Source organism: Pontibacterium granulatum, assembly GCF_029961155.1.
Taxonomy (GTDB): Bacteria; Pseudomonadota; Gammaproteobacteria; order Pseudomonadales; family Balneatricaceae; genus Pontibacterium; species Pontibacterium granulatum.
In genome coordinates this window covers 45,498-72,340 of the sequence record NZ_JASBRH010000016.1, presented here as the reverse complement: position 1 = coordinate 72,340, position 26,843 = coordinate 45,498, and the positions used below count along the sequence as shown (strand labels likewise).

Genomic DNA, 26,843 nt, shown 5'->3' with positions numbered 1-26,843 from the left:
ACACGCATTTTTTACTCTAGCCCGATGAAACGCGTGGCGGTCTCAATATCCAGATAATCCGACATTGCCTGGTGATGCTCCACCCGATCCCCCAACAACACAAAGTTGTAATCCAGAGCTCTTGATGCCTTTTTATCCCAGGCCGCGTCACCAAAGTAGGTACGGGATAGCAGTGGCTGCTCAGCAGCCCGCGCTTCTGCGAGCTTCATAATCTCAACACGCGCAATATGATCGGAAGAGGTCGCCAGAGCGATGCCATTCACGTCCAACCCCGCAGCCTCCAGTTTCATCGTTGCCGACTCGTACCAGCCGCCTGTTGCGATAGCCAAAACCACATCTTCACGCTGTTTCAAGTGCTCCAAAAACTCGATTGCACCTGCGATAGGCTCAACGCTATTGTTTTCGAGATACAAGGTGAGATTTTGCATAAAGCTCGCTCTGATCTGCACTTCCAGTAGCGCGCGATCAGGCAGGTAACTCGGCTGGCTCAGAATCTCATCCAGGATGCCGGCGTCGGTCACGTGGGGATAACGATCCCATCGCGCATCGATCTGAATCCCCAACACCTCGTCGATTGCCGCGAGAAAACACTGTTCGTCAAAGTCGTAGGATTCAATCAACGTACCGTCGATATCGAACATCACCAGATGCATTCCGCGCCCCCATTCACGATATTGTTCTTTAAACCATAGGCCATATACAAAAACACCCCGCATCTGCGAGGTGTTGATTTATCCGGTGGCGCTTGGCTTAGTGCACAATCGTTTTCTCATCTGGGTCGGAGGGGATAATCACATTGCCGTGGCTATCAACGGCCAGAACGCCCTCTTTAGCCCCCAGCTCAAGCAGTTCACCCAGCAACATACGCGTCAGGTGGCTACTGATAATCAGACCGGCCGGTGGGTCCCCTTCAAACAGGTCCTCGTCGATCAGGTCATCGGGACGCAAACCCAGCAGCAGAGGATTCTCCATCACTAACGGTGCGATGTCCTGCGGTGCGAATACGGAGTAGTCAGAGGAGATCTGCAACGCTTTCTGATACGCATCGCTGGAACACTGCTTAAGCGCGCGCAGGTAAGCTTCTTCAGCACTGCCAAACAACTGGCTGAGTTCACTGATACCGGGTTTGGTCAGGTTCTGACGTGCGATTTCTGACTGACTGAAGTCCACGAGAATCGGGTACTGGGTGTCCTGACTCAGCTCCTCTTCATCCACCAGGATGTTGTCACTTTCGTCCACCTCAATCCATTCGTGATCAACCGCAACGGAGAGCAGACCTTCCAGCGCGGCGGCCAGGATATTACTGCAGATAATCACCCCGACCGAGGGGTTTTCCTGCTCCTGCTTGTTCATGATTAGATTACCGGCACGCGCCGCTAACAGGGTTGGATCTTGGTCAATAATTTCCGCCAATACATCGCAATCCAGAAACAGCTTTTCATGACAGAGCTTCTCTGCCGTCAGGTAAGGCTGGGTAAACCCGTTTTCCCGCATCCGTTCCAGATACTCTATACGCACTTCATCCAGAATCTGTGTCAGCAAACCGCTCATCATCGCTCCTCAAATCAAGGCTTCTAGATTAACAGAGGTGGCAATCCGACCCTAATCTTTCTTTGATTATGGTCGATTAACTTAGTGTGGAACACCATAAATATCGAGGAGGGAGTTTTGATGTACGTTTTTCACCACGCCAGCAGCGCAGACACCATTGAAGTTCAGGAAGGGGAAGGCACCATATTTATCCCATCAGATAATTAATGGTCCAGGATTGGTGTAGATAAGAAAACGGCCAGCAAAGGAAGTACTGGCCGTGGTCTTAATTCGACTACTCGATCAGTGCAGCGTAATACCCACAGGTCTTGAGTCGACTTTGATGTCGTCGAAGACTTCACGCAGTCGAGACAGCGGTATAAAACCGAAGTCTTCCGGTGCGACCGGCTTCTCAAACCAATCCAGCGCCCAAATGCGGGTCATCAGCTCGTATTCACCGATCAGTGCATCCAGGAAGATCATCACCGCTTCAACGCGCGGATCCATATCCAGCACTTTCGGCACATCTTCCATGTAGACTTCCAGGTGCAAACGACCATTTACCTGACGCAGGCTGAACCAGAAATCCTTGATTTCACACAGCTCATCCCCCACGTGCACGTGTGTTGGCACTGGGTCATAGCGGTGGTTGAACGCCTTAAAGTTGATGCCCTTCACATTTGGCGCCGCGCCAATCAGGCTCAGCACCGTAGCGATGGACTCAGGAAAACCGTCACAACCAAAGATCATCTCCACCGGGCCTTCGGACTCATCGTCACGCTCGAAATGGAATGTCAGGTTGCGGTCAATCTTCTGTAGCTGATCACGGTACTTCTTCAGCAAAGAATCTGCTTCGAAGCGATCGTCTGAACGGCTAACCAGCAGCTGGTCGATAGTCTTCTCCAGCTGCTCCCAGAATGAGGCAATGTCTTTACGCGTTTCTTTCATTAATCTCAATTACAGGAGTGTTATCAGGTACGAGGAACAACAACGCCGGTCTGTCCCTGATATTTACCGTCGCGATCCTTATAAGAGGTTTCGCACACTTCATCAGCGCCCAGGAACAGCATCTGTGCCACGCCTTCGTTGGCATAGATCTTCGCAGGCAGAGGCGTGGTGTTAGAGAATTCCAGTGTTACGTGACCTTCCCACTCTGGCTCCAGAGGGGTTACGTTCACGATGATACCGCAACGGGCATAGGTGCTCTTACCCAGACAGATAGTCAGCACATCACGTGGAATTTTGAAGTACTCGACGGTACGCGCCAGCGCAAAAGAGTTTGGCGGGATAATGCAGACGTCAGACTTCACATCAACAAAGCTGTTCTCGTCGAAATCTTTTGGATCAACAACGGAGGAGTTGATGTTAGTAAAGATCTTGAACTCATCTGCACAACGTACGTCGTAGCCGTAGCTGGAAGTACCATAAGAGACGATACGACCGCCGTCGGTGTGACGAACCTGATTAGGCTCGAACGGTGCGATCATTTCGTGCTCCTGCGACATCTTACGAATCCAGGAATCTGATTTAATACCCATGTAGAGTTCCGTTTAACAAAGTCTGCATACAAAAAAAGAGGCAGTATTCTACCTTTTTTCCATAAAAAAAGCCGCAATCAATCGTGACAAAATCGCGGCTTTTACATGAACATTTTTTGACCAGCGGTGTTTTTGTAGAAAATCACCTCTGTAGGGCAGGCTTTAGCCTGCCGGCAGCCTGAAGGCTGCCCTACAAAGTTAAATACGCACCGTTATCCCATCAGGCGTTAATCAGTCTTCCTCTACTGAGATATTCGGGAAGGCCACCGGCGCTGCTTTGCCACGTATCGCCAGAACCGCGCCCACTTTGCGTGCGATATCGCGATACAGCTCAGCTTCTGCGCTGTCTGGATCTGACAGCACCGTTGGGTGACCTGCATCCACCTGCTGGCGGATCGACAGAGAGAGCGGCAGGTTGCCCAACAGCTCAGTATCGTATTGCTCGGAGATACGCTCGCCACCGCCTTCACCAAAGATGTGTTCGATATGACCACAATTACTGCAGATGTGGGTGCTCATATTTTCCACCACACCCAGCACTGGGATGTCCACCTTGCGGAACATCTCTACGCCCTTCTTGGCGTCCAGCAACGCGATATCCTGAGGCGTAGTCACCACAACCGCACCCGCTACCGGCACTTTCTGGGACAGGGTCAGCTGCACATCACCGGTACCTGGCGGCATATCCACAAACAGGTAGTCCAGATCTTCCCACAGTGTTTGGGTCATCAGCTGCTGCAGGGCACCCGCCACCATCGGGCCACGCCATACCATCGGAGTGTTTTCGTCGATCAGGTAGGACATCGACATGGACTGAATACCGTGGGACACCACCGGTTTCATATGCTTGTCACCCACCGGCTCCGGACGCTTACCTTCCACGCCCAGCATCAGGCCCTGGCTCGGGCCGTAGATATCCGCATCCATGATGCCCACTTTGGCACCTTCTGCGGCCATCGCCAGTGCCAGGTTTACGGTGGTGGTGGACTTGCCTACCCCACCTTTACCGGAGGCAACAGCAACGATATTTTTCACCTGTGCCATATTCGGCAGTTGATGCTGACCGGCATGCGGTTGGATGTTGGTGCTGATCTCAACTTCAGTATCTTCACCCAGCGCAGCTTTTACCTGTTGGCGAATATCATCCTGCTTACCTGCACACGGATAGGGAAACTCCAGCACGACAAGGCGCTTGTCACCTGCAGTGCGAATCTCCTTCAGGACACCCGCCGTCATCAGATCCTGCTTAAGGTATGGGTCCTGAATCTGCTGAAGGGCAATTTCTACCTGGCTCTGTTCCGGTGCTGTCATCGTTTGCTCCGCTGTCCGTTTCTTACCGAAGAGATTGGAAAACATACTCAACTCAAAATAATAACCAACCAATTTGGTAGGAATTATGGAGGTTGAATCTTCTCAGGTCCAGACATTTCTAATTCCCTGTTTAAAAGCCCCTTATAACTGTGCGACAATTAACCAGATAAACATTCAATAACGGCCTGACACACCAGCTGTATCGGTAGTGAGCAGAGCGGTCTTCAGCGCCGGTTACATAAAAGTTAGTTGCACCCGGTATCTAATGATTACAACTATTCCGCTGCACAAAAAACTGAAGCAGGTGATGCACCGCGCGCTGCTGGTTTGCGCATCTGTGACTGTATTTCTGTTCCTGCTCCACAACTTTTTTATGCCCAGAAGGCACTGGAAAAAGAGGGTGAGTACCTCACCGGCATCGTATTTGACCGGCTCTACAGTGCAATGATGACCGGTTGGGACAAGCATAGTATCGACCAGATTTTCATCGATCTGAATGCCCGCGCACCGGATATGACGCTCGAACTCCACCGCTCAGAGTTGCTGGAATACCAGTTTGGTCGTCGTAATGCCAATACACCCACTGTTGAACAAAGCGCATTCCTTACCTCGCAGCAGGGTACGTCATTGATCGAGTACCACTGGGACACAGGTGTCACTTACACCAAACGCATCCATCTGCGCGAAGAGTGCCTAGCCTGCCACACCCAAGGCACAGTCGGCGCAACAGCAGGTATTTTAAGCGTGACCTATCCATTTTCATCCGTGCGCGTCAGCCTTTCAGGCAGCATTATGACCACCTTCCTCAGCCTGATCTTTGCGATCACTTTTTGTTACTGGCTGTTTAAGCGTTTTATGGTCTCCCAGATCGAAGAGCCGGTAGAGCGACTCGTACACCAGATCAACCGTATCTCCAGCCATGACGATCTGGACAAAACCGTGAATATCGAGAGCGAGATTCGCGAGATTCGCGAGATCCAGCAGATCGAAACCGCCTTCAACCAGAAGAATGGGCGGCTTAAAGACGCCTATCGTGAAGTCGCCCATCTGTCCGTCACTGACACCCTCACCGGCCTCTACAACCGCAATAAGCTCGCAGAAACACTCGCTGAAGAGATCTGTCGCTTTCAGCGGCATAACCAGGGTTTTGCCTTAGCGATGATGGATCTGGATGGTTTTAAGCAGATCAACGACGTGTATGGTCACGACGCCGGTGATATTGCCCTCGTTGAGTTCGCCAATCTGATCCGCAAGAATCTGCGCCCAACCGATACTGCAGTCCGCCTGGGGGGTGACGAATTTTTGGTAGTGCTTGGGCATACAAACCGGGACCAAGCACAGCGCTATGTGGAGCGTATCCAATCGCTGGTGAATGGTCACGCGGTGACATACGGCGATATTGAATTTTCCCTCGCCACCAGCGTTGGTCTGGCCTGCTGTAACGAAGACGGCCAGGACAGTGAAATTCTTCTTCAGGGTGCAGATCAGGCGATGTACCAAAACAAGCAAAAGCGTAAAAAGGCGCGCAAGAAGCACGCAACTCAAGAGACGGAGGCAGCGGTTTAACCGCCCCTCTGCTTTACCTAACCGAACAACTGTTGGATATCACAACTGGCCGCCCGCCCTATCTTCGGTCGGTGTTGAGCCAACCATTGGGCCGCCCGGATTCGCCCTGCCTCCTTGAGGCTAAGCAGAAAACTCTGGCGGTTGTCGTATTTCGTCAGCCGCCCCAGCTCGCTGAACAGCTCTTCATTCTTCAGTAGATGCAACCGCATTTTTTTTAATTGCCGTTCGGCGCGGGCCGGGAAAAACCGCCGCCGGTGCGCCTGGGACTTCTGCCGCACAATCTCCCGCATCTCAGCCATAAAGGTGTTCTGAAACCCCATATCAGCCACGCGTTCAGCAATCGAATCAGCCGTCATAGGCAACTTGCCCCGCTCTAGGGGTTGCAGCAGCACCAGGAGAATATCGTGTGAATCGCAATCGTAAACGAGCGGAGATACCGCCGGATTGGCAGAGAAACCGCCGTCCCAGTAATGTTTTCCGTCCAGCTCGATCGCCCTGTGGATGCTTGGCAGGCAGGCCGACGCCAACAGATGATCGGAGGTCAGCTCCTGTTCATTGAAGAGCCGCAGTTTGCCGGAACTCACCTCGGTGGCTGCAATATAGAGCTTAAACGGGCTGTTTTTTCGCAGCGCAGCAAAGCTTATACACTCATCCACAATTTTACGCAGAGGATTACTATCCAGCATCCCCACATCATAAGGAGAAACATACTGAGTTGTATGCATCAGCCAACGTGCCATCGGCTGATGGATCTTTCCTGGCAGTTCAAAGCCATGCTTGCTGCCAGACACGGCCAACCAGAACTGGCCTAGTTTGGCCCGAGCACCACAACGCCCTCCGCTACGCCAACCGTCGGCCAGCAGTACAGCATTCATGGCTCCGGCGCTCGTCCCGCTGATACCCTCAAATTCCAGCCATTCTTCTTCCAATAAGCGGTCTAATACCCCCCACGTGAAAGCTCCGTGGGCGCCACCTCCCTGCAACGCCAGATTAACCGTAAGTGTTTTCATAACTTACCTCGATCTTTTTTTGTGCGCTGCACAAAATATAGACCAGTTTTGCTGACAGAATTATTGCGAGGCTCTTTCTTCCGCTTTATCACGGTAGTAGACTCGACCATCGTCTAATGAATCACCACTGAGGTAAGGATGTCTCTCGCACTGCTTTCCCTATTTATCCCCACCTTCTTTTTCGTATCCATCACACCGGGGATGTGTATGACACTGGCACTCAGCCTGGGAATGTCCGTGGGAGTCCGACGCAGCCTGCATATGATGTGGGGTGAACTGATCGGCGTAGGCCTTGTAGCCTCCGCCGCGGCACTGGGCGTTGCAGCGCTGATGCTTCAGTTTCCGGAAGCCTTTATCGTTCTGAAGCTGGGCGGTGGCGCTTATCTGGGCTGGCTAGGCATTCAGATGTGGCAATCCAAAGGCAAACTGGTGATGCCCGAACCCGGCGTGGAAATAGTGGTTCAGGGCAACATGCAACTGGCGCTGAATGGCTTTATCACCGCCATCGCCAACCCCAAAGGCTGGGCATTTTTTATTACCCTGCTGCCTCCGTTTCTCGATCAGAGCCAACCGCTGGCACCCCAGCTAAGCGTTCTCGTGGCAATGATCCTGCTACTGGAATTCATGTGCCTGCTGATCTACGCCAGTGGCGGTAAGGCCTTGCGTCACCTGCTGATGGATCGGGGCAACGTCAAACTGATGAACCGCATCGCCGGCTCCCTGATGATCGGTGTGGGTATCTGGTTGGCTGCCGGTTAACACTCCATCCCGCGCATTGGCAGTTGCAGATCGAAGCCGGTAAAGTACCGGCAAGATTTAACGCATTAAGGACCTTCACCATGAAGAAGCAACTGCTTTTCGGTGCCCTGCTTGGCGCCCTCACTTTCACTGCACACGCAGGTCTGTTCGACCAGATCGCCACCGGCACCTGGGACTCCGTTGAGCCAACCGCGGCCTACAAACTGGAAACCTACGGCTATAACGTGCGTGTGTACGAGTGGACACCGAAGGACAACCCAAATACGCGTTGTGTGTTTGTCGCGGGTGAAACCAACTCGACCGGTGTGGCGTGTTATCCGGTGGATAAAGATAAGCAGAAATAACGCCTGCCAATTGATAGATAGGGAGCAATACGTTTCGCTATTGCACCCTAGGGACTTGTTCGCACCTTCCCTAGGCATCGCTAAATCTCCCTCTTCCTCAGAAATACCTGCCATTATTACTGATAGTCTCCTCCAGTCAGGCGAGAGTATTCAGGATGGCGCACTCCCCGGACAACAGATCCATCTGGTCCTGGGCCTTTTACGATTGGGCCAACAGCGCATTTGCCATGGTGGTGATCACCGGCTTTTTCCCATTGGTATTTAAGCAGTATTGGGCACAGGAACTCCCCGCCACGGAAAGCACTTACTACCTGGGGTTGACCAACTCGGTCGCCAGTCTAATCGTTGCACTGCTCTCCCCACTTCTGGGTGCCATTGCCGATCAATTGGGCAAGCGTAAAGGGTTTCTTATGATCGCCGCGTGCTTGGGGATCGTAGCAACCAGTGCACTCTATGGGATCACTCAAGGACAGTGGCGGCTCGCCGCAATGTTGTACCTTATCGCCATTATCGGGTTCTCGGGCAGCAACCTGTTTTACGATTCCCTGCTGTGCGTCGTCGCGCCTAAACAACAGGTCGACCGGATCTCTGCGCTGGGCTTTGGCTTGGGCTATCTGGGAGGCGGTTTGCTTTTCGCAGCCAACGTCTGGATTGTGCTACATCCAACTGATTTCGGCTTCGCTAAGAGCATCGACGCGATGCTGTGCGCTTTTGTGCTAACCGCAGTCTGGTGGCTGCTATTCAGCATTCCTCTCATCCTGTTTGTGAAAGAGCCGGATGGATCCGGCAAAAATGCATCGGAAGGTATCCGCGATGCGGGCAGACAATTGCTGACCACCGTCAAACAGATTCCCAAGCTGCCCCATACCTTTATGTTTCTGCTGGGCTACTGGCTTTACATAGACGGTGTAGACACCATCGTCCGCATGGCCACGGACTACGGGCTGGCGATCGGATTGGAGTTTAGCGACCTGATCAGCGCCCTTTTAATCACCCAGTTTATCGGTTTTCCCGCCGCTATTGCCTTTGGCCGGATCGGAGAGCAGGTTGGCGCCAAGCGCGGCATCCTGATCGCCATCGGTATCTATATCCTGGTCACTGTATATAGCTATTGGATGCACACGGCGTGGCAGTTCTATCTACTGGCAGGGGTAATTGGCTTGGTTCAAGGGGGTGTGCAGGCGTTAAGCCGATCACTTTATACGCGGTTGATCCCTGCGGACCAGACGGCTGAGTTTTTTGGTTTTTACAACATGGTTGGGAAGTTTGCGGCGGTTATTGGGCCGTTGCTGGTTGGCTGGACGGCACTGGTGACCGGAGATCATCGGGTGGCGATTCTATCGGTATTGATACTGTTTATTGCCGGTACGGGTTTGTTGGTTCAGGTGAATGTGAAAGAAGGCGCCAGACATGCAGGCCGTATCAGGCCACTCACATGACAACATGCCTACCCCCGCCATTTACGGAAGCCGATGTAGGGCAGCGTTTACGCTGCCGGTAGCCTAAATGGCTACCCTACAACAAATCTTCACTCACCCTAGCTATCGGGTCGCACGCACCACTCTCCCCTACCTCATCCGACAGCATGAAAAGGATCCTACGCCCCGCCTCTGGATGTTCTCAGGCCAGAAGCAATCACAACAACTTGTGATGTTGGCAAAACAAAAAAGATGTCGGAATACGGATAACCCGCAGGCCCAAAATTCTGCAAACTATTAACGAACACAAAACATCATAAAACGACACTCCGGTTTGACCTGATGCTCTATAACCCTGAAGATGAACGCGGATGTTACAGAATAACAAAGAGCAATTATGAACGAGCAACACAGAGCCATCCCCACCAACATTATCACCGGATTCCTCGGCGTCGGAAAAACCACTGCAATCAATGCGCTGCTGGCCAACAAGCCCGAGGGCGAATCCTGGGCCGTGCTGGTCAATGAGTTTGGTCAGGTGGGTATCGATCAGGAGATGCTGCCAGATCAGGATGGCCTGCATGTTAAGGAGCTGGCCGGAGGTTGCATGTGTTGTGCAATAGGCGCTTCGCTGAAAACAACGCTGGCTATGCTGATAGAGCGTGCGAACCCCGACCGACTGATTATCGAGCCCACCGGCATTGGTCACCCGGAGGGGATCATCGACACCCTCATGGGCCCCTCCTTCAAGGATGTGCTCGACCTACGTGCAACCATTTGTCTGCTGGACCCACGTTTACTCGAACAAGAAGAGGTCATCGGAAACGAAACCTTTCAGGACCAGCTCAACCTGGCGGATGTGGTACTGGTTAACAAATGCGACCTGGCAGATGAAGCACTGATAGAGGTTGCCGAAACCAGTCTCGACAATATGTTCCCACCCAAACAGCATGTAGGCCGTACCACCCAGGGGATTATCGATCCGCCCCTGCTGGACCTGGTGCGAAACGGTCAGCTCAGCGCGCAGTTCCCAAATGCGCATGGCGCTAATCACCATCACAAACATGGTCATGGTCATAACCACCAACACGAAACAAAGATCGAGGCTTTGCCAGAACCTGGCCAACCGATCCGTAAAACCGGCAACGGTAGCGGCTTCTTCAGCTGCGGCTGGATCTTCCACCGCGATGACTGCTTCGATTACTGGGAACTGGAGAAAATCCTAAACGGACTTGAAGGGATCAACCGCATTAAAGGCGTGATCCGCATTGGTAGCGCATGGGTATTCTTCAATCGGGTTCAGGACGAACACGATTTTGACAAGGTCGCCTACCGCCGTGATTCCCGTATCGAAATTATCAGCCCACGCGCGTTAGATTGGGAACTGATCGAACGCGAGATGATGGCCTGCCAGATCGAGAATTGATCCCCACACTGCCTCCGGCGACCGCTGGAGGCATATCTCAAAGCTCAGCGCTTATTTATCCGCGAGTTTGCGTGCTTTCTTCTCTAGCGCTTTATCCAGTTCTTCCGGATAAACCACCAATCCATCCTGCTCTTCAATCGGACAGATCACCACCGCAAAACCATCCTCTTCCAGACCACCTGTCCAGCGGCTGTGCCATTTCTTCAGCGAGATCGCTTCCGCCTTACAATCGGACCACTCACCGGTTGCCCAGGCTTCAGCCAGCTCTTTAGACGGCCACACCGGCACACAGTCTTCGTCATCAGTGTTCAGCATCACACTGCCGTACTCATCGGTCAGAATCCAGATCTGCTTGTGGGTCGCAGCTTCGCTTACAAAGTGACTGTAGAGCTGCTCGGCGTTGTATTTCTGGATGGTTTCGAAGTCTGGAGTGGTCATAGCAATTCGTGACGTTGGTAAAAACGCAAAGCATATCGGAAATGGATGACCAGCGCTTGAACAATTTGGCACCTAAACGCTGAAAACAGCCTTAAATAGAAAACAAAGCAAGGCAATTAGCGCATAAGCACCGTAAATAGTGCACAATACGCGGCTTGGCCTTTTATACATCCAGCCTTCACGTATTCACCCAGTATTTTTTCAGGACTCACAACACCGTTACGGTAACGCTGAGCCCTTTCTAGATTTGAGAACTACCTATGACATTTGCCGATCTCGGCCTTTCTCCCGCTATTCTTGATGCCATTGCGGATCAGGGATATGACACACCATCACCAATCCAGGCCCAGGCGATACCTGCGGTAATCGAAGGCCGGGATGTGATGGCTGCCGCGCAAACCGGCACCGGTAAAACCGCAGGCTTCACCCTACCGCTGCTGGAACGTTTATCCAGCGGCCAACGCGCGACCGCTAATCAGGCACGCGCACTGGTACTGACACCGACCCGCGAACTCGCCGCCCAGGTTGGCGACAGCGTTGCTGCCTATGGTAAGCACCTACCGCTACGATCCACCGTGGTATACGGCGGTGTGAAGATCAATCCACAGATGCAGGCCCTGCGCCGTGGTGCGGATGTGCTGATTGCTACACCGGGGCGCCTGCTGGATCTCTACAACCAGAGCGCGGTGAAATTTAACCAATTGGAAGTGCTGGTCCTCGACGAAGCCGACCGCATGCTCGATATGGGTTTTGTGCATGATATCCGCAAAATTCTGGCGGTACTGCCAACGAACCGACAGAACCTGCTCTTCTCAGCCACCTTCTCGGACGAGATCCGTACGTTGGCAAAAGGTTTGGTACGTGATCCTGTAGAGATCTCCGTGACTCCACGTAACACTACTGCCAAAACCGTGAAGCAGTGGATCTGCCCGGTCGACAAGAAAAAGAAATCCGCCCTGCTCACCCAGCTGATCAATGAGCACAACTGGACGCAGGTGCTGGTCTTCACCCGCACCAAACACGGTGCCAACCGCCTGACCCGCCATCTGGAAAGCCAAGAGATCAGCGCATCGGCTATCCACGGCAACAAAAGCCAGGGCGCACGTACCCGCGCGCTAGACGAGTTTAAAAACGGAAAACTGCAGGTACTGGTGGCTACCGATATCGCCGCTCGCGGACTCGATATCGATCAGTTGCCGCAGGTGGTGAACTTTGACCTGCCCAACGTCCCTGCTGACTACGTGCACCGTATCGGGCGCACCGGTCGTGCCGGGGCGACAGGACAAGCGGTCTCCCTGGTCAGCGCCGACGAACATAAGCAGCTGATGGATATCGAAAAGCTGATCGGCAAGTTACTGACCCGCGAAATCATCCCCGGCTTTGATCCAGTGCACGTACTGCCGGAGTCACGCCTGGATACAGGCAAGAAACGCGTCAACAAACAGAAGAAACGCCGCCCACCGCGTGTTGAACACAGTGACGGACAACGCTCTGGTGAAACTGCACGTGGGCATAAGCCAACGGGTAAGAACAAGAAGCATGTGAAAAAACCGGCCACATCCGGCGAAGGGCAACAGCCAGCATCTCGTGGCGGTAAGAAAGCCGCTCCGGCGGGAAATGCGGATGCGCCAAAGCGCAGAAGACGCCGCCGCCCGTCAGGTACAAAGCCTGCGAGCAACCCCTCCCGTTAGATAGATCCATTGGGTGCGTTAGCAACGCCTAACGCACCCTCGATCCCAATAGATGGAGCGTAATCTAACCTGGTTAAGCTTCGGATCCTGAATAGGATACTGTTTGATATCGCCGCAAGATGAAGTTGAACATCGGTATTGCCAACACCCAGGTCAGCTCACTCAAGACCATGAAGAAGACGGTATCCGCCGAGAAATAGATCAACGCCAGGTTGATGCCTACCGCAGTATTGTTAGCGCCAGAACTGAATGAATAACAAACTTTATCTTCTCGCTTACCCCGCCGACCTGTAAACAGCCAACCAAACAGGTAAAAGAGCAAGAACATCAAACTCAGAATGGCCACAACGACAGCAAAGGCGTTGTAGCTTGAGAGAAACTCTTCTCGTTGCTTGGATATAACAACGGCAACAATAATCCCCAAAAACACCACCGACACAAACGCGTTATTGCGTTCGATAAAGGGTTTAACCTGAGGGCGGACAGCGTTGAGTGCAAAGTAGGCAGCAAACGGCACCAGGATGACGGAAGTCAGGGTGTAGAAGATCCCTAACAGCTCGATCTCGGTATCAGAATGACTGAACGCAAACACCATCGGCACCACAACCGGCGCTAACAAGCTGGATGCCAGCATTAGCAGGAAGGCAAGTGATACATTGCCCTTCTGTGTACTCACAAATACCGGCGTACTGATCCCAGCAGGCATGAGGGCCAGAAGCAAGACACCAACTGCATATTGAGGCACAACCAGGTTAGCCAGATAAAACATCCCGACGGGAAGCGCAATAAAGCGGGCAACGTAAAAGGCTGAAACCTCTTTTACCGAAATCGCTTTAATTTCAGATAGCGATATCTTAGAACATAGGAAGAATACGATAGTCCCCAGAAGCACAGACACAACGAAATTGGGTACGTGTTCGATACCGGGGACTGTCATCCCAACAATCAGAGAAAGGAACAGAACCAAATTAAAGTTACGCTCTATAAACTTCTTCATACCAATCTCACCGGCACCAAAAACCGACGATGCATGCCTTTCTCTGAGATACCATCAAACAAAAAATCCATCATAAGAAATCCCTTCCTGTTAAGGCGCCAGTTAGACCTCTGATCAGCTCTGTACCATGTCTTCAGAAAGCGTTACAGAATACTGCTTTTACCAATCCGATCTGTCAGGTCAGTCGCTCACGCTTGTACGCAAGATTGGATTCGACAGGGCGTTAGCGCTAGTCCCAACCTGAACTCATATATAGCGCCAGCAAGCAGTTCCGGTGGGGTGCCGATGATAAGTTATGCAACGGTAACAAGGGAAGTGTTGACAAGCTGAGCGTCTAGTTCCTGACGGGTGCGATACAACACTCCATGTGGCCAAGCTGCTGATGCAATTGTGCCCTTCATACCGAAAACCAAAGAAAAAGCCCGCCTCTTCTCAGAGACGGGCTTTGTGGGGGAGAGAAAACTTATTCCAGCGACTTACATCAAGTTGTAAACAAACACCACCAGTACAGCTGCTGGAGTCACGAAACGCAGGATAAACATAAACAGTTTGAACGCCGCGCCGTTACCGATAGACAGCTCGTTTTCAGCCGCCTGCTTGGACATAAACCAGCCCATAAACAGTGCGATGAACAGGCCGCCCAGAGGCATCATCAGGTTCGCGGTTACGTAGTCCAGCAGGTCGAAGATGGTCTTACCTTCGAAGCGCTCGAACATACCCAGTGGGTGGAAGCCGGACCATTCGTTCAGGGACAGGATGGTCAGGATGCCCAGCGCCCAGATGCTCAAACCACCGATCAACGCACCGTTCAGACGGTTGATACCCTTCTGCTCTTCAAACCACTCTACAACCGGCTCCAGCAGAGAGATCGCAGAGGTTACTGCGGCGACCACCAGCAGGACGAAGAACAGGGTGCCGAACAGTACACCACCTGGCATCTGACCAAAGGCGATTGGCAGGGTCTGGAAGATCAGGCCCGGACCTGCGCCCGGCTCCATGCCGTTAGAGAACACCAGAGGGAAGATTGCCAGACCGGCCAGTAGCGCTACTACGGTATCCACGACGGATACGGTGAACGCTGTTTTAACGATAGATACGTTTTTCGGCAGGTAAGAGCCGTACGCCATCATTACGCCCATACCCAGGCTGAGAGTGAAGAACGCATGACCCAGTGCGGTCAGTACACCTTCAGTGGTCAGTTTGGAGAAGTCCGGGGAGAACAGGAAGCTGAAGCCCGCGCCAAAGCTGTCGGTACTCATGGCGTAACCCACCATCACCAGAATCAGCGCAAACAGAAGTGGCATCAGGATATTGATCGCTTTCTCCATACCGGAGCTGACACCACGTGCCACGATCATGATCACCAGCACCATAAACAGAGAGTGCCACATCAAAAGGGTGTACGGATCAGACAGCAGGCCACCAAACATCGCGCCGATGGATTCGGAGCTCGCGCCCACAAACAGGCCACCCGCCGAGTTACCCACGTACGCCAGCGCCCAGCCACCGATTACGGAGTAGAACGACAGGATCAGGAACGAGGCGATCATACCCATACCGCCGAGCCATACCCAGCGTTTGGAGAGACCATCACGTGAGGCCAGTTTGCGCATGCTGTTGATCGGGCTGCAGCCACCGCGACGACCGATCGCCACCTCCGCCACCATGATCGGGATACCGATCAGGGCGATACAAAGCAGATAGACCAGTACGAATGCACCACCACCGTTCTCCCCGGTGATGTATGGGAATTTCCAGATATTCCCCAGGCCCACCGCGGAACCACTGGCCGCCAGGATAAAGGCCAGTCGGGAAGACCACATTGGGTGGCCAGCTTTCGAGTCATCAGACGCTGCAGATCCGACAGCCGGATTCTGAGTCAATTCAGTCATTTGAAGTCTCCATCTTATTTTTATCTTCAGAGAGGTTTAGTGTTTTGAAAAATACGCAGCCCACAAACGGCCCGCAGGCTACGTATTCTTGGATCAGATTGGGTTAGTCCATAAGGAGCTATTTCATGAAGCGTTCTTCAGCCAGCTCATCCGCTATCTGGCCGGTTGGACGGCCGCTCGCGTCGGAACGCTTGAAGATCTCTTCCAGGGTGTCAGCGATGGTTTCGATATGCGCACGCACCTTCTCATGCTCGTGTCCCACGCGCTCGTAGTACACATCGATGATGCCACCGGCATTCACCACATAATCCGGCGCGTACAGGATACCGTGGTCCATCAGTAGCTGGTCGTGGCGAGGATGTGCCAGCTGGTTGTTGGAAGCACCGGCTACGACTTTTGCCTTGATGCGTGGGATGCTCACATCGTTCAGCACTGCACCCAGCGCACATGGCGCCAGCACATCGACATCCAGAGAGAGGATCTCGCTCTGCGGTACTGCGGTTGCACCCAGCTCGGTCACAGCCAGCTGCACAGATTCTTCGTGGATATCGGTGACAAACAGCTCGGCTCCGGCGTATTTCAGGTGTTTGGCCAGACGGTAACCCACGTTGCCCACCCCCTGGATCGCCACTTTCAAACCGTTCAGGTCATCACGGCCCAGCTTGTGTTTCACTGCGGTTTTCAACCCGATAAAGGTGCCATACGCGGTTGCCGGAGACGGATCGCCGTTACATGGCAGACCATCAATACCTGTACGCTCGGTTACACCCGCCACGTTTTCAGTGAAGCGGTTCATCACCTGCAGATCCGGTACGCTGGTGCCGGAGTCTTCCGCCGCGATGTACTGACCGCCGGTACGCTCCAGGAAACGGCCCATCGCCGCCAGCAGTTCCTCGGTTTTGTGCTTGCGAGGATCGCCGATGATCACGGACTTGCCACCGCCCAGCTTCAGGTTGGCCAGCGCGGACTTGTAGGTCATGCCCTTGGACAGACGCAGTACGTCACACAGCGCTTCCTCATCGCTGGCGTACTCCCACATGCGGCATCCGCCCAGCGCCGGACCGAGGTTGGTGTTGTGTACAGCGATGATCGCTTTCAGGCCGGTTTCTTCGTCGCAGAAAAACGCCAGCTGTTCGTGGTTATCAAATTCCGGGTGGCTAAAAACAGACATGTTGGATGTTTCCTTAGTGTTCAGTGCTTCTTTCATCAATGCATTCATGCCCCAACCTCCTGCAGGTTGCTGGTGTTGTGGGAGGTTTGGTTCAGGCGGCTCAGCAGTTCCTGACGCTGCGGCTGAGCTTTTTCGTAAGCCGCATCTTTCACCGGGCCGTAACCGCGGATAGAGGATGGCAACGCTGCCAGCGCACAGGCGTCGTCATAGGTAACAGAACTCAGGCTGCTGAGGATGGTGTTGATATCGCTTTCGTATTCGCTGATCAGGCGGCGTTCCAGACGGCGGTCAGCGCTGTAGCCGAAGATATCCAGTGGCGTGCCACGCAGGTTGCGCATCTTCGCCAGCTGCTGCAGCATCGGCAGCATCTTGCTGGAGAACTTACGCTTACGCGGACGACCGGTCGCCGGGTTGATCTTGGAGATCATTGGCGGTGCCAGGTTGAACTCCAACTCAAACTCTCCTTCGAACTGCGCTTCCAGCTGCTGCTGAAACTTCTCGGAGGTGAGCTGACGGGCAACTTCGTACTCGTCTTTGTAGGCCAGTACTTTGCTGTAGTTCTCGGCGACGGCCATGGCCAGGCGGTTACCCTTAGTGACCACTTTTTCCGCCTGCTGTACTTTGTCTACCAGCGCTTTGTAACGCTGCGCCAGCGCATCATTCTGGTATTCGCGCAGGTGCTGCATCTCACGTTCGGTAACGTCACCCAAACTTGGGAGCATCTTCACCACCTGCACCGCGTTATCCGGTGTTACCAGCGCCTCAACGGCTGGCAGATCGAACGCTGCACGTCGACCCCAGAGGAACGCCTGCTTGTTGGCTTCCACGGACACACCGTTCAGCTCGATCGCTTTTTCGATCGCTTCGCGGGTCAGCGGAATCAGGCCTTTCTGCCAGGCGTAACCAATACAGAACAGGTTCACCGCCATGCCATCACCCAGCAGCTTAGTCGCCAGTTTGGTGGCATCCAGGCAGTGACTGCCGCCCTCGATCGCAGTATCCACGATCACCTGCTGCATGTCGGCGGTGGGTACTTTCAGGTCCGGATCACGGGTAAACGCCGCTGGCATGGTTTCGTGGTTGTTCACCACCACACGACTACGGTTACGGTCCAGTTTGCCCAGTGCTTCTTCACTGGCACCCACCATCAGATCAAAACCGATCATCAGGTCGGACTCACCCGCCGGAATACGTACGGTGTGGATCTGGTCCTGGGAGTTGGCGATGCGGATGTGGCTCATCACCGCGCCGAATTTCTGCGCCAGGCCAATCTGGTCCAGTACCGCAGCGCCCTTGCCTTCAACGTGGGCAGCCATGCCCAGCAGTGCGCTCACGGTTACCACACCGGTACCACCCACGCCGGTCAGCATAATGTTGTACGGCTGGTCGCTGGTTGGCAGCTGAGGTTCCGGTAGTTCCGGGAAGGTAACGTTTTTGGCCAGTGCTTCCGGTTTACGCAGCTTGCCGCCTTTCACGGTGACAAAGCTTGGGCAGAAACCGCGTACACAGCTGAAGTCCTTGTTACAGGCAGACTGGTCGATGCTGCGCTTGCGACCGCGTTCGGTCTCTTCCGGCAGCAGGGACAGGCAGTTGGACTGCACACCGCAGTCACCACAGCCTTCGCAGACTTCGGTGTTGATCACCACGCGCTGATCCGGATCGACCATGCTGCCACGCTTACGACGACGGCGTTTTTCAGCCGCACAGGTCTGGTCGAAGATCATCACGGTACAGCCCGGAATTTCACGCAGCTCCATCTGGACCGCATTCAGGTCGTCTCGGTGGTGGAACGTAACGCCGTCAGCGAATTCGGCCCGGCTTGGGTATTTGTCCGGTTCATCACTCACCAGTGCGATACGGCGGATACCTTCACCGTACAGCTGATGGGTGATCTGCTGGACCGTCAGGGTACCGTCGATTGGCTGACCGCCGGTCATCGCCACGGCATCGTTGTAGAGCACCTTGTAGGTGATGTTCACACCCGCCGCCACAGAGGCGCGGATCGCCAGCAGACCGGAGTGGAAATAGGTACCGTCGCCGAGGTTCTGGAACACGTGCCCATTATCGGTAAAGGGCGCTTGACCGATCCAGGTTGCGCCCTCCCCGCCCATCTGGGTGAAGGTGTCTGTACCACGGTCCATCCAGGTCGCCATGTAGTGACAACCGATACCACCCAGCGCACGGCTACCGTCTGGCAGTGTGGTGGAGGTGTTGTGCGGACAACCGGAGCAGAAGTGCGGAGTACGTTCCAACAGTGCACGCGGCTGCGCCAGCTCTGCCTCTTTGTCATCCAGGAAACTCAGGCGAAGTGCCATCTGCTCGCTGCTGTAGAACGCTTTGATACGGGATGCAATTGCACGGGCGATCATCGCTGGGGTCAATTCACCCAGAGAGGTCACCAGTTCGCTTTGGTTTTCATCGCGTTTGCCGACCACGCGGGGGCGCTTGTCATCCTGCCAGCTGAACAGCTGCTCTTTCAGCTGGTCTTCGATCAGGCCACGTTTCTCTTCGATCACCAGCACCTCATCGAGGCCCCGGGCGAATTCACGGATACCTTCCGGCTCCAGCGGCCATGGCATAGCGACTTTGTAGAGACGGATACCCAGGGATGCAGCCAGCTCATGGCTGATGCCCAGATCTTCCAAGGCCTGCAGTACATCCAGGTAGGATTTCCCGGTGGTCACAATGCCAAAACGTGGCTGTTCCGGTTCGATGATTACACGGTCCAGACGGTTAGCACGGCAGAACGCCTGTGCGGCGCGGATCTTGTACTTCTGCAGACGCTCTTCCTGCTGCATCGGTTTATCCGGCCAGCGAGCGTTAACGCCGTCTTCCGGCAGCTCGAAATCGGTTGGAATCTTGATCGCCAGGCGGTCCTGATCCAGGTTGGCAGAGATCGCAGAATCCATCACCTCAGCCAGCGCCTTGAAGCCCACCCAGCAACCGCTGTAGCGGGACATTGCCCAGCCGTACAGGCCGTAATCCAGCATCTCCTGTATGCCTGATGGGTACAATACCGGGATCATCGCATCCATAAATGCGAAGTCACTCTGGTGTGGCAAGGTGGAGGATTTGGAGGCGTGGTCATCACCCGCTACGGCGAGTACACCACCGTGTGGTGTGGTGCCAAAGGCATTAGCGTGCTTGAGTACGTCGCCGGTGCGGTCGACACCCGGCCCTTTACCGTACCAAAGGCCAAAGACGCCGTCGTATTTTGCGCCTTCAAAGATGTTTACCTGCTGTGAACCCCAGACGGCGGTTGCGCCCAGATCTTCATTCACACCCGGCTGAAAAGTGATGTTGTGTTTCTTGAGGTAGTCGCGGATCTGCCACAGGGTCTTATCGAAATTGCCCAGTGGAGAACCACGGTAACCGGAGATAAATCCGGCGGTGTTCAAACCGGCCGCACGGTCACGCTCGGCCTGCAACATGGGTAAACGTGCCAACGCCTGGCTGCCGGTGATGTAGACCCGACCCGACGTTTTTTCCCACTTATCCTGGAGGGTTATTGCTTCTTGCATGCGTATCGCTCCCAGCCCCGATCAGGTGCACGAATGCCGCCTGGATTCAGGACAAATCAGTGAAGAATTTGAATGAACGGAAATACGGACGGGTTACTGTCGCGCCGTGAGTTCAGTCTGGGAGTGTGGAGAAATTCCGGTGATTACCGGTTGTTGTGCTAAGATACACGCAGGATGCGCGCAAACAGCGAATAGAGATTTCATCATAACAAATTACCTTCAAACCTCAGCTGGATCACAGCGTTGGTCGCATATTGTTTTTATTGTGTCCGGCAGGTTTGCTGCCGGTCAGTAATTCTTGCGAACGCCTTTTTGGGGCGGTTCGGCGATCAACAGTATCGGTGGGGGCAAATCAAGTCAAGGCTACAAATTGCACAAAAGTGACCTGATAATTTCAATTTTGTGATCGGTGTTTGAGCTGAATAACGCGATACAGTTTTACAGCCGAGCCCCATGCTAAGCGTAATATTTTGAAATATAAGGGATATTACCTAGGAGGGACTGTTGATTTGGGCAGCGCACAAACCAACAGTTTTTACGAACAAGCAGATCGATAATTTATATAATTTTTTGAAGGTTTCGGTGAAATTTCCCGCCACCTCTCTTGGCATTGGATCGGTCGCCCTCAGAGCGGGCTGCTACGGAGTGTCAAATCTTGTAGCAGCGGGCTCCGACCGCGACATACCTCGTCGCGTAGAATGGTCGCCCTCGGAGCGGGCTGCTACGATTGATCGGGTTATACCAATGCCTCGGCCATCTCACGTGCGGCGCTGAAGTTGGTCTTACCGCTCCCCAGCACCGGCACGGTTTCCACCGCATACACCGCCGCAGGCAGCATGAGGCCGGGCATGCCACCTTTGATCAGCTGATCACGCAGGTCTTCACATGCCTCGCTTTCCACCAATAGAACAACCTTCTCGCCCTTCTTGGCATCCGGCATGTTGACCGCCACCAAAGGCAGCTCCGGTTGGTTAAGAATACGACGCACCTCTCCTTCCACAGCGCTCAGGCTGACCATCTCGCCACCCAACTTAGCAAAGCGGGAGTACCGATCAACGATGGTCAGGAAGCCATCTTCATCCAGGTGGCCTTTGTCACCGGACTTGTACCAACGTATACCATCCAGCTCGACAATCGTCTCGGCGGTTTTCTCAGGATTATTCAGATACCCTTTCATGATCTGCGTACCGCCGATCAGTATCAGCCCGTCTTCACCGGTTGGCAGCTCTTCCAGCGTATCCGGATCAACGATACGGAAGGTGGATCCCGGCAACGCCAATCCCACGGTACCCGGCTTGGTACCGACCTGAACATGCCACTCGCCTATCACCAGATGATCCGGCAGATTCACACCGGCCACCGGAGTGGTCTCGGTACAACCGTAACCTTCCTGGATCGGCACACGGAAACGGGCTTCGAAGGCTTCACGCACTTTCGGATCCAGTTTCTCGGCACCGGCCACCACCACACGCAGGGAATCCAGCATCATCGGATGCAGCTTGCTGTTGCGGGTGTAGATGCGCAGGAATGTAGAGGTCGCACACATGATCGTCGCGCGAAAACGAGCCACACCTTTACCGATATTCGGCGCATCGGTTGGATCTGGGTGGCAAATCACTGGAATACCTTCGATCAACGGCATAAAGCAGGTAACCGTGAGGCCAAATGCGTGGAACAGTGGCAAAGTCGCCATGATCTTGTCGTAATCACGCACGTTCAGCACATCGGAGGTCTGGCGCAGGTTACCCATGATATTGCGGTGACTGAGCATCACACCTTTTGGTGCACCTTCGCTACCCGATGAGAACAAGATCGCTGCAGTATCCTCCAGGTTCGCACGTTTACAGAGCATCCACTGCAACATAAAGGTGGGCAGCAGTTTTACCATCAGCAGCGTACGCAAACCTTCCGCTTTGCTCACACCCGCCTTGATATCTTCCATGTACAGCACATTACGGCCTTCGAACAGCGGTGCCACGTCGATGCCACGGGTTTTCAGCTTGGCCACAAACGTGTGTGCGGTAACGATGGTTTCAACTTCAGACTGCTCCAGCGCCGACAGCATCGATTCAATCGGTGCGGTAAAGTTGATGTTCACCACGGTCTTACCCGCCATCAGGGAGGCCATGTTGGCAATCGCACCGGCATTGGTGGTGGGTACCAGCAGGCCGATATTTTTGCCGGCCGTCTTTTTGATGCGACGGGCAAAAATGGCACAGCCGGTCAGCAGCCGCGCGTGCGTCAGCGGTGTATCTTTCACCTCGGTGATCGCCCACTCCGTTGGCTCCTGCTTCGCAGTCCGGATAAACGCCTGCGGTAGCGTTTCCATCCCTTTGGTGTGCTCCGCCCAAGCGCTGATCGACATCTCGGCCACGCGCTTTTTCACGGTTTCGGCGTTGCTGTCGATCGGCATCGGCTTGCCAAATGCCACGATTACATCCCGCTGAATACCGCTGTTACGCAGGTCTTTCATACGTTCGGTGGAGCGGGAGAATTTGCTGCCCCACAAGCCACGCAGGTAGAACGGTACGATCACGCCATCGGCACCTTCACAGGCACGCTCGAATCCACGCTTGAACTCCGCAATCTGGCCGGTATGGCTGATCGAACCCTCCGGAAACAGACACACCACTTTGCCTTCATTCAGCAGCTCGGTGACTTTCTTCAGTGCGGTACGGCTCTTACCACCGGAGATCGGGATCACACCGTAGATATCCAGGAACCACTTCAGGTACCAGCGTTCGTAGATGCCACGATCCATCACGAAGTGGATATGACGCGGACAGGCCATCTGGATGATCGCCCAGTCCAGCCAGCTGATGTGGTTGCCCAGCAGCAACATGCCTTTACCGTCTTCTGCCAAGTTCTCAAAACCCAGCACCTGCAGCTTGTACTTGCGCTTGAGCAGGCCCAGAACGATCAGGCGCAGGAAGGCTTCCGGCACGGTGGTGATCGCCAATACAGTACCCGCAATTGCCACAACCGCCAGCGTCCATAACAGGTAAACACCATCCACTCCTTGGTAAGCGCTCAACACGGTGATCACCAGAAAACCAAACATCATCAGGTTCTGGATAAAGTTGCTACCTGCCAGTACACGGCCGTTTTCGTTCTCACCGGCGTTAAACTGGATCAGTGCATTCAGCGGTACGTTCAGCATGGCACCAAACATGCCGATCATCAGGAACACAGCCCCCAGCAGCCACATGTTTGGCATCTGTGGCAGTAGTATCAGGCCCGCCGCAACACCCGCTGCACCCAACGGAATCAGGCCGACGTTGATGTATTTGTGCGACAAACGCCCTGCGATGATCGAACCGATCATAATGCCGATACCCGCCAGCGCCATCACCCCCTGAATCACAAAGGTGTTGTGCTGATCCAGGTGCTCTTCAGCAAACGCCGGGAACACCGCCAGCATCACCTGGCTGATCGACCAGAACAGGGAAAGTCCGACGATCGCCAGGAAAATCGGACGGTGCCCCAGGATCATCCCCAAGTTGGTTTTCAGGGTTTTACCCTTGGCGTATTCACCCCAGTCAAAGCGGGATTCGGTGTTGGTATCCTGGGTACATGGCAGACGGTACGCCATCATCAGTTCCAGCACGGCACCGGCTACCAGCACCCAACCCAATGGCGCCACGCGCAATAAGCTCTCTTCCGGGCTCATCTGCTCCGCCCCTTCCAGGCGGATTTCAAACATCAGGGAAAACACCACAATACCGCTTAGAATGGCGATCATGGTCGTCGCCTGTACCCAACCGTTACCTTCACTCAGGTTATCCGCGCCCAACAGCTCCTTGATATAGCCATACTTCGCTGGTGAGTAGAACGCACTCTGCACCGCCAGGATAAAGGTGAGGCCGAAGGCAACGATAAACAGGCCCTGGTAGTAACAGAAGGTAATCAGCAAGGTAATAGCCACCGCCGCCCAGGCGGACTTCCGCATCACCTCGTTTTTGGAATACTTATCCGCAACGTAACCGCAGGGGGTGAAAAGCATAAAGAACGGCAACAGAATCAAACCGTTCACCACAGCGGTTAGCAGGATCTGTACGTCACCGTCATAGGCTTTAAACAGGGTGTTCTGGATCACGATCTTGTGGCCAAGATCCACGAACGCATTGAGAAACGCCATCAAAATAAAGGCAATGAATCCCTTTTGCTTTAGCAAACCAATCATTCTGCATCTCCTTTTGCATTGTCTTCGGCATGAGACCAGCCATCCAGATAACGATCTATCAGGCTATCGGTCATCCGCTGGGCTGCAGAATCGCCGCCAAAGAACAGCTTGTCGCGCATCTTCAATTGGGTAATGCCGTGTACGCCACCCCAAAGTGTGCGGGCCGCCAGCGTAATATCTTCCGGTTTTTCATTCGGGTACAGCTCAGCCAGGTCAATTTCAACCAGGCCGAACAGCGCTGCGATCTTCTCCTGCAACCATTCTGGCGCGTCCCCCTCATCGGTGCTGTGATCAAACAACAGCGCCCAGCGGTGGGACCACTCGCGGGCGTAGTCGAGGTAGGCATTGGCATAAGCTTTGAGGCGATCACGGGGTGGCTGATCGGTAGATTGCTGTTCCAGCGTCTGTGTCAGACCATCCAGCGTGCGGGCATTAATCTGCCAACAGAGATCATCCAGATTTTTAAATACCAGATATAAAGAACCCACAGAATAACCGATTGCTGAAGCCACCTTGCGGGTACTCAGTGCCGCCCCACCCTGCTCGTCCAGCAGAGTTTCCGCAGCGCTGAGCGCCATCTCCTGCAACTCTTCGCGGGTGTGATCGCTGCGTCTTGCCATGGTTACCTACCTTTAATGAAAAGCTTAAACACCGAATTGAACGAGATATTCCTAAATCAACCTAATGAACACTGTTCAATTAACTTACAAGCAAGAATAGTGAACAGTGTTCAGTTTGTAAATAGTGCGTCAAAAAGAAATCCGAAGCGGGTTGTTTGATAACCAATTAATACCTCCTTATGCACGCTGGGAATATTGGAGTGAAATATCATTCTAAAGTGGTAAGACCAGTGCGCAGATTGGGTTTGAAGACACCATGAAAATCGGGGCAAAATACACACTCCTGCAGTCTTCGAACGGAACAATAAAAATGACAAGTTCGATTAGGTATCTCGCCTCGTTTATTGCACTTCTGTTCTCATCCACCACTTGGGCGATGAGTGTCACTTTCATTAACCCCGGCAAAGAAGGTGAACGCTTCTGGGATATGGTCACCGAGACCATGCGCGCCGCTGCCACAGATTTTGGCATTGAGCTGGAAGTTATATACGCGCAGCGCAACCGTGTGCGTATGGCGGAACAAGGCGTCGCGGTCACACAACGCGACACGCCGCCCGAGTACCTGATATTGGTGAATGAAGAACAAGCCGCGGAAAAGATACTTTTGGCCGCCAGTCATAAACAGATCCGTACCCTGATGCTGCTGAATGATTTCCTGCCGGAGCAACGAACCCGGGTTGGTCTTCCTGGTGGTATTCATAAAAACCTCCTGGGAGCCATTACACCGGATAACTTTGGTGCTGGTAAGCGCATGATGCAGGCGTTACATCGCTGTGCCGAACAATCGAACGTACAATCGCCCTACCACTTCCTGGCGATTGGTGGTGACAAACTCACACCCGCCTCCATCGATCGAAACGGTGGAGCGCTTTCCGTCGTGAGTCACCATAAAAACGAAATCAAACTCGATCGCTTCCTGTATGCCAACTGGAACCGAGCCGAGGCCAAAGCCCTGACCCACAGCTATCTGCAGTGGGCCGAGCGTAACCAGGTCACACCCACCGCCATCTGGTCTGCAAATGATCCTATCGCCTTTGGAGCCCGGGACGCTTTGCAGGAGAATGGCCTGCAAGCCGGAAAAGACGTATGTATGGTTGGCCTCAACTGGTCTGTTGAAGCACTGCAGCTGGTTCGGTCTGGCGAACTGCTGCTCTCCGATGGCGGCCACTTCCTGGCAGGCGCCTGGTCGATGGTGTTACTAAAGGATTATCACACACGCCTACAACAAGGCGACGACCAGCCGATCGGCCCTGTGCGTTTCCAAATGCAGAGCATTGATGCCACAAATGTCGACCAGTACCTAAACCGGTTAGGTGATGAGAACTGGGGAAAGATCGATTTTAATCGTTTCTTACTCGGCGACAGCTGGAAAAAACATGACTATGATTTCTCATTGAAACATGTGTTTAACTCCATCAATCACTGACG

20 protein-coding genes are annotated in these 26,843 nt (G+C 53.7%); 7 read left to right on the top strand and 13 right to left on the bottom strand.

Annotated elements, in window-relative coordinates; translation table 11 throughout:
* Positions 1 to 11: 11 nt before the first annotated feature.
* The 5 genes from QKW35_RS14905 to apbC all read right to left on the bottom strand — a co-directional run bounded on the left by QKW35_RS14905 (position 12) and on the right by apbC (position 4,424).
* The gene (locus QKW35_RS14905; protein WP_282354309.1) at positions 12 to 653 is read right to left on the bottom strand and encodes an HAD family hydrolase; all 642 of its coding nucleotides are present in this window, start codon (positions 651 to 653) and stop codon (positions 12 to 14) included.
* Positions 654 to 750: 97 nt separating this feature from the next.
* Positions 751 to 1,551: a hypothetical protein gene (locus QKW35_RS14900; RefSeq protein WP_282354307.1), complete on the bottom strand. Its 801-nt coding sequence runs from the start codon at positions 1,549 to 1,551 to the stop codon at positions 751 to 753.
* A gap of 282 nt (positions 1,552 to 1,833) precedes the next feature.
* Complete coding sequence (locus QKW35_RS14895) at positions 1,834 to 2,478, bottom strand: hypothetical protein (protein ID WP_282354306.1); 645 nt, start codon at positions 2,476 to 2,478, stop codon at positions 1,834 to 1,836.
* A gap of 23 nt (positions 2,479 to 2,501) precedes the next feature.
* A complete protein-coding gene (gene dcd / locus QKW35_RS14890; protein WP_282354304.1) occupies positions 2,502 to 3,068 on the bottom strand; it encodes a dCTP deaminase in 567 nt (188 codons plus the stop codon).
* 231 nt (positions 3,069 to 3,299) lie between these two features.
* Complete coding sequence (apbC, locus tag QKW35_RS14885) at positions 3,300 to 4,424, bottom strand: iron-sulfur cluster carrier protein ApbC (RefSeq protein ID WP_425608008.1); 1,125 nt, start codon at positions 4,422 to 4,424, stop codon at positions 3,300 to 3,302.
* 204 nt (positions 4,425 to 4,628) lie between these two features.
* On the opposite strand from apbC, the gene QKW35_RS14880 reads away from it, so the two are divergent.
* Positions 4,629 to 5,945: a GGDEF domain-containing protein gene (locus QKW35_RS14880; RefSeq protein WP_282354303.1), complete on the top strand. Its 1,317-nt coding sequence runs from the start codon at positions 4,629 to 4,631 to the stop codon at positions 5,943 to 5,945.
* A gap of 17 nt (positions 5,946 to 5,962) precedes the next feature.
* Here the strand turns inward: QKW35_RS14880 and QKW35_RS14875 are convergent, their stop codons facing one another.
* On the bottom strand, positions 5,963 to 6,955 hold the full coding sequence (locus QKW35_RS14875; RefSeq protein ID WP_282354301.1) for a patatin-like phospholipase family protein: 993 nt from the start codon (positions 6,953 to 6,955) through the stop codon (positions 5,963 to 5,965).
* Positions 6,956 to 7,093: 138 nt separating this feature from the next.
* Here QKW35_RS14875 and QKW35_RS14870 point away from each other — a divergent pair, with 138 nt between their 5' ends.
* The 4 genes from QKW35_RS14870 to QKW35_RS14855 all read left to right on the top strand — a co-directional run bounded on the left by QKW35_RS14870 (position 7,094) and on the right by QKW35_RS14855 (position 10,902).
* Entirely contained in the window at positions 7,094 to 7,714 is a 621-nt protein-coding gene (locus QKW35_RS14870) for a LysE family translocator (RefSeq protein WP_282354299.1), read from the top strand.
* An 80-nt stretch (positions 7,715 to 7,794) separates the two neighbouring features.
* The gene (locus QKW35_RS14865) at positions 7,795 to 8,058 is read left to right on the top strand and encodes a hypothetical protein (RefSeq protein WP_282354297.1); all 264 of its coding nucleotides are present in this window, start codon (positions 7,795 to 7,797) and stop codon (positions 8,056 to 8,058) included.
* 155 nt (positions 8,059 to 8,213) lie between these two features.
* Entirely contained in the window at positions 8,214 to 9,497 is a 1,284-nt protein-coding gene (locus QKW35_RS14860; protein ID WP_282354295.1) for an MFS transporter, read from the top strand.
* 376 nt (positions 9,498 to 9,873) lie between these two features.
* Positions 9,874 to 10,902 (top strand): CobW family GTP-binding protein, encoded by a 1,029-nt coding sequence (locus QKW35_RS14855; protein WP_282354290.1) that lies wholly within the window; start codon positions 9,874 to 9,876, stop codon positions 10,900 to 10,902.
* 51 nt (positions 10,903 to 10,953) lie between these two features.
* On the opposite strand, the gene QKW35_RS14850 is transcribed toward QKW35_RS14855, so the two are convergent.
* Positions 10,954 to 11,340: a DUF2750 domain-containing protein gene (locus QKW35_RS14850; RefSeq protein WP_282354288.1), complete on the bottom strand. Its 387-nt coding sequence runs from the start codon at positions 11,338 to 11,340 to the stop codon at positions 10,954 to 10,956.
* Between the two features lie 260 nt (positions 11,341 to 11,600).
* Here QKW35_RS14850 and QKW35_RS14845 point away from each other — a divergent pair, with 260 nt between their 5' ends.
* Entirely contained in the window at positions 11,601 to 13,031 is a 1,431-nt protein-coding gene (locus tag QKW35_RS14845; protein ID WP_282354286.1) for a DEAD/DEAH box helicase, read from the top strand.
* 73 nt (positions 13,032 to 13,104) lie between these two features.
* Here the strand turns inward: QKW35_RS14845 and QKW35_RS14840 are convergent, their stop codons facing one another.
* The 6 genes from QKW35_RS14840 to QKW35_RS14815 form a co-directional block, all read right to left on the bottom strand.
* Positions 13,105 to 14,028: a bile acid:sodium symporter family protein gene (locus QKW35_RS14840; RefSeq protein ID WP_282354284.1), complete on the bottom strand. Its 924-nt coding sequence runs from the start codon at positions 14,026 to 14,028 to the stop codon at positions 13,105 to 13,107.
* Positions 14,029 to 14,504: 476 nt separating this feature from the next.
* A complete protein-coding gene (locus QKW35_RS14835; RefSeq protein ID WP_282354283.1) occupies positions 14,505 to 15,920 on the bottom strand; it encodes a sodium-dependent transporter in 1,416 nt (471 codons plus the stop codon).
* A 118-nt stretch (positions 15,921 to 16,038) separates the two neighbouring features.
* A complete protein-coding gene (locus QKW35_RS14830) occupies positions 16,039 to 17,091 on the bottom strand; it encodes a Leu/Phe/Val dehydrogenase (protein ID WP_282354325.1) in 1,053 nt (350 codons plus the stop codon).
* 44 nt (positions 17,092 to 17,135) lie between these two features.
* Positions 17,136 to 20,612: an indolepyruvate ferredoxin oxidoreductase family protein gene (locus QKW35_RS14825; protein ID WP_282354280.1), complete on the bottom strand. Its 3,477-nt coding sequence runs from the start codon at positions 20,610 to 20,612 to the stop codon at positions 17,136 to 17,138.
* A gap of 736 nt (positions 20,613 to 21,348) precedes the next feature.
* Entirely contained in the window at positions 21,349 to 24,795 is a 3,447-nt protein-coding gene (locus tag QKW35_RS14820; RefSeq protein WP_282354278.1) for an acyl-[ACP]--phospholipid O-acyltransferase, read from the bottom strand.
* Positions 24,792 to 25,415, bottom strand: a complete 624-nt coding sequence (locus QKW35_RS14815; RefSeq protein ID WP_282354277.1) for a TetR/AcrR family transcriptional regulator — start codon at positions 25,413 to 25,415, stop codon at positions 24,792 to 24,794. The genes QKW35_RS14820 and QKW35_RS14815 overlap by 4 nt, the downstream gene beginning before the upstream one ends.
* Positions 25,416 to 25,671: 256 nt before the next feature.
* Between QKW35_RS14815 and QKW35_RS14810 the strand changes: the two genes are divergently transcribed.
* Positions 25,672 to 26,841, top strand: coding sequence for an ABC transporter substrate-binding protein (locus QKW35_RS14810; protein WP_282354275.1), 1,170 nt, complete (start codon positions 25,672 to 25,674; stop codon positions 26,839 to 26,841).
* Positions 26,842 to 26,843: the final 2 nt, after the last annotated feature.

Excerpts from the sequence above, each read along its gene's own strand:
- QKW35_RS14815 (WP_282354277.1), bottom strand. The coding sequence starts at position 25,415 with ATGGCAAGACGCAGCGATCACACCCGCGAAGAGTTGCAGGAGATGGCG.
- QKW35_RS14830 (WP_282354325.1), bottom strand. The coding sequence starts at position 17,091 with ATGTCTGTTTTTAGCCACCCGGAATTTGATAACCACGAACAGCTGGCG.
- QKW35_RS14810 (WP_282354275.1), top strand. The coding sequence starts at position 25,672 with ATGAAAATCGGGGCAAAATACACACTCCTGCAGTCTTCGAACGGAACA.
- QKW35_RS14875 (WP_282354301.1), bottom strand. The coding sequence starts at position 6,955 with ATGAAAACACTTACGGTTAATCTGGCGTTGCAGGGAGGTGGCGCCCAC.
- QKW35_RS14860 (WP_282354295.1), top strand. The coding sequence starts at position 8,214 with ATGGCGCACTCCCCGGACAACAGATCCATCTGGTCCTGGGCCTTTTAC.
- QKW35_RS14865 (WP_282354297.1), top strand. The coding sequence starts at position 7,795 with ATGAAGAAGCAACTGCTTTTCGGTGCCCTGCTTGGCGCCCTCACTTTC.
- apbC (WP_425608008.1), bottom strand. The coding sequence starts at position 4,424 with ATGTTTTCCAATCTCTTCGGTAAGAAACGGACAGCGGAGCAAACGATG.
- QKW35_RS14850 (WP_282354288.1), bottom strand. The coding sequence starts at position 11,340 with ATGACCACTCCAGACTTCGAAACCATCCAGAAATACAACGCCGAGCAG.
- QKW35_RS14855 (WP_282354290.1), top strand. The coding sequence starts at position 9,874 with ATGAACGAGCAACACAGAGCCATCCCCACCAACATTATCACCGGATTC.
- QKW35_RS14845 (WP_282354286.1), top strand. The coding sequence starts at position 11,601 with ATGACATTTGCCGATCTCGGCCTTTCTCCCGCTATTCTTGATGCCATT.
- dcd (WP_282354304.1), bottom strand. The coding sequence starts at position 3,068 with ATGGGTATTAAATCAGATTCCTGGATTCGTAAGATGTCGCAGGAGCAC.
- QKW35_RS14895 (WP_282354306.1), bottom strand. The coding sequence starts at position 2,478 with ATGAAAGAAACGCGTAAAGACATTGCCTCATTCTGGGAGCAGCTGGAG.
- QKW35_RS14835 (WP_282354283.1), bottom strand. The coding sequence starts at position 15,920 with ATGACTGAATTGACTCAGAATCCGGCTGTCGGATCTGCAGCGTCTGAT.
- QKW35_RS14900 (WP_282354307.1), bottom strand. The coding sequence starts at position 1,551 with ATGAGCGGTTTGCTGACACAGATTCTGGATGAAGTGCGTATAGAGTAT.
- QKW35_RS14820 (WP_282354278.1), bottom strand. The coding sequence starts at position 24,795 with ATGATTGGTTTGCTAAAGCAAAAGGGATTCATTGCCTTTATTTTGATG.
- QKW35_RS14870 (WP_282354299.1), top strand. The coding sequence starts at position 7,094 with ATGTCTCTCGCACTGCTTTCCCTATTTATCCCCACCTTCTTTTTCGTA.
- QKW35_RS14905 (WP_282354309.1), bottom strand. The coding sequence starts at position 653 with ATGCATCTGGTGATGTTCGATATCGACGGTACGTTGATTGAATCCTAC.
- QKW35_RS14840 (WP_282354284.1), bottom strand. The coding sequence starts at position 14,028 with ATGAAGAAGTTTATAGAGCGTAACTTTAATTTGGTTCTGTTCCTTTCT.
- QKW35_RS14825 (WP_282354280.1), bottom strand. The coding sequence starts at position 20,612 with ATGCAAGAAGCAATAACCCTCCAGGATAAGTGGGAAAAAACGTCGGGT.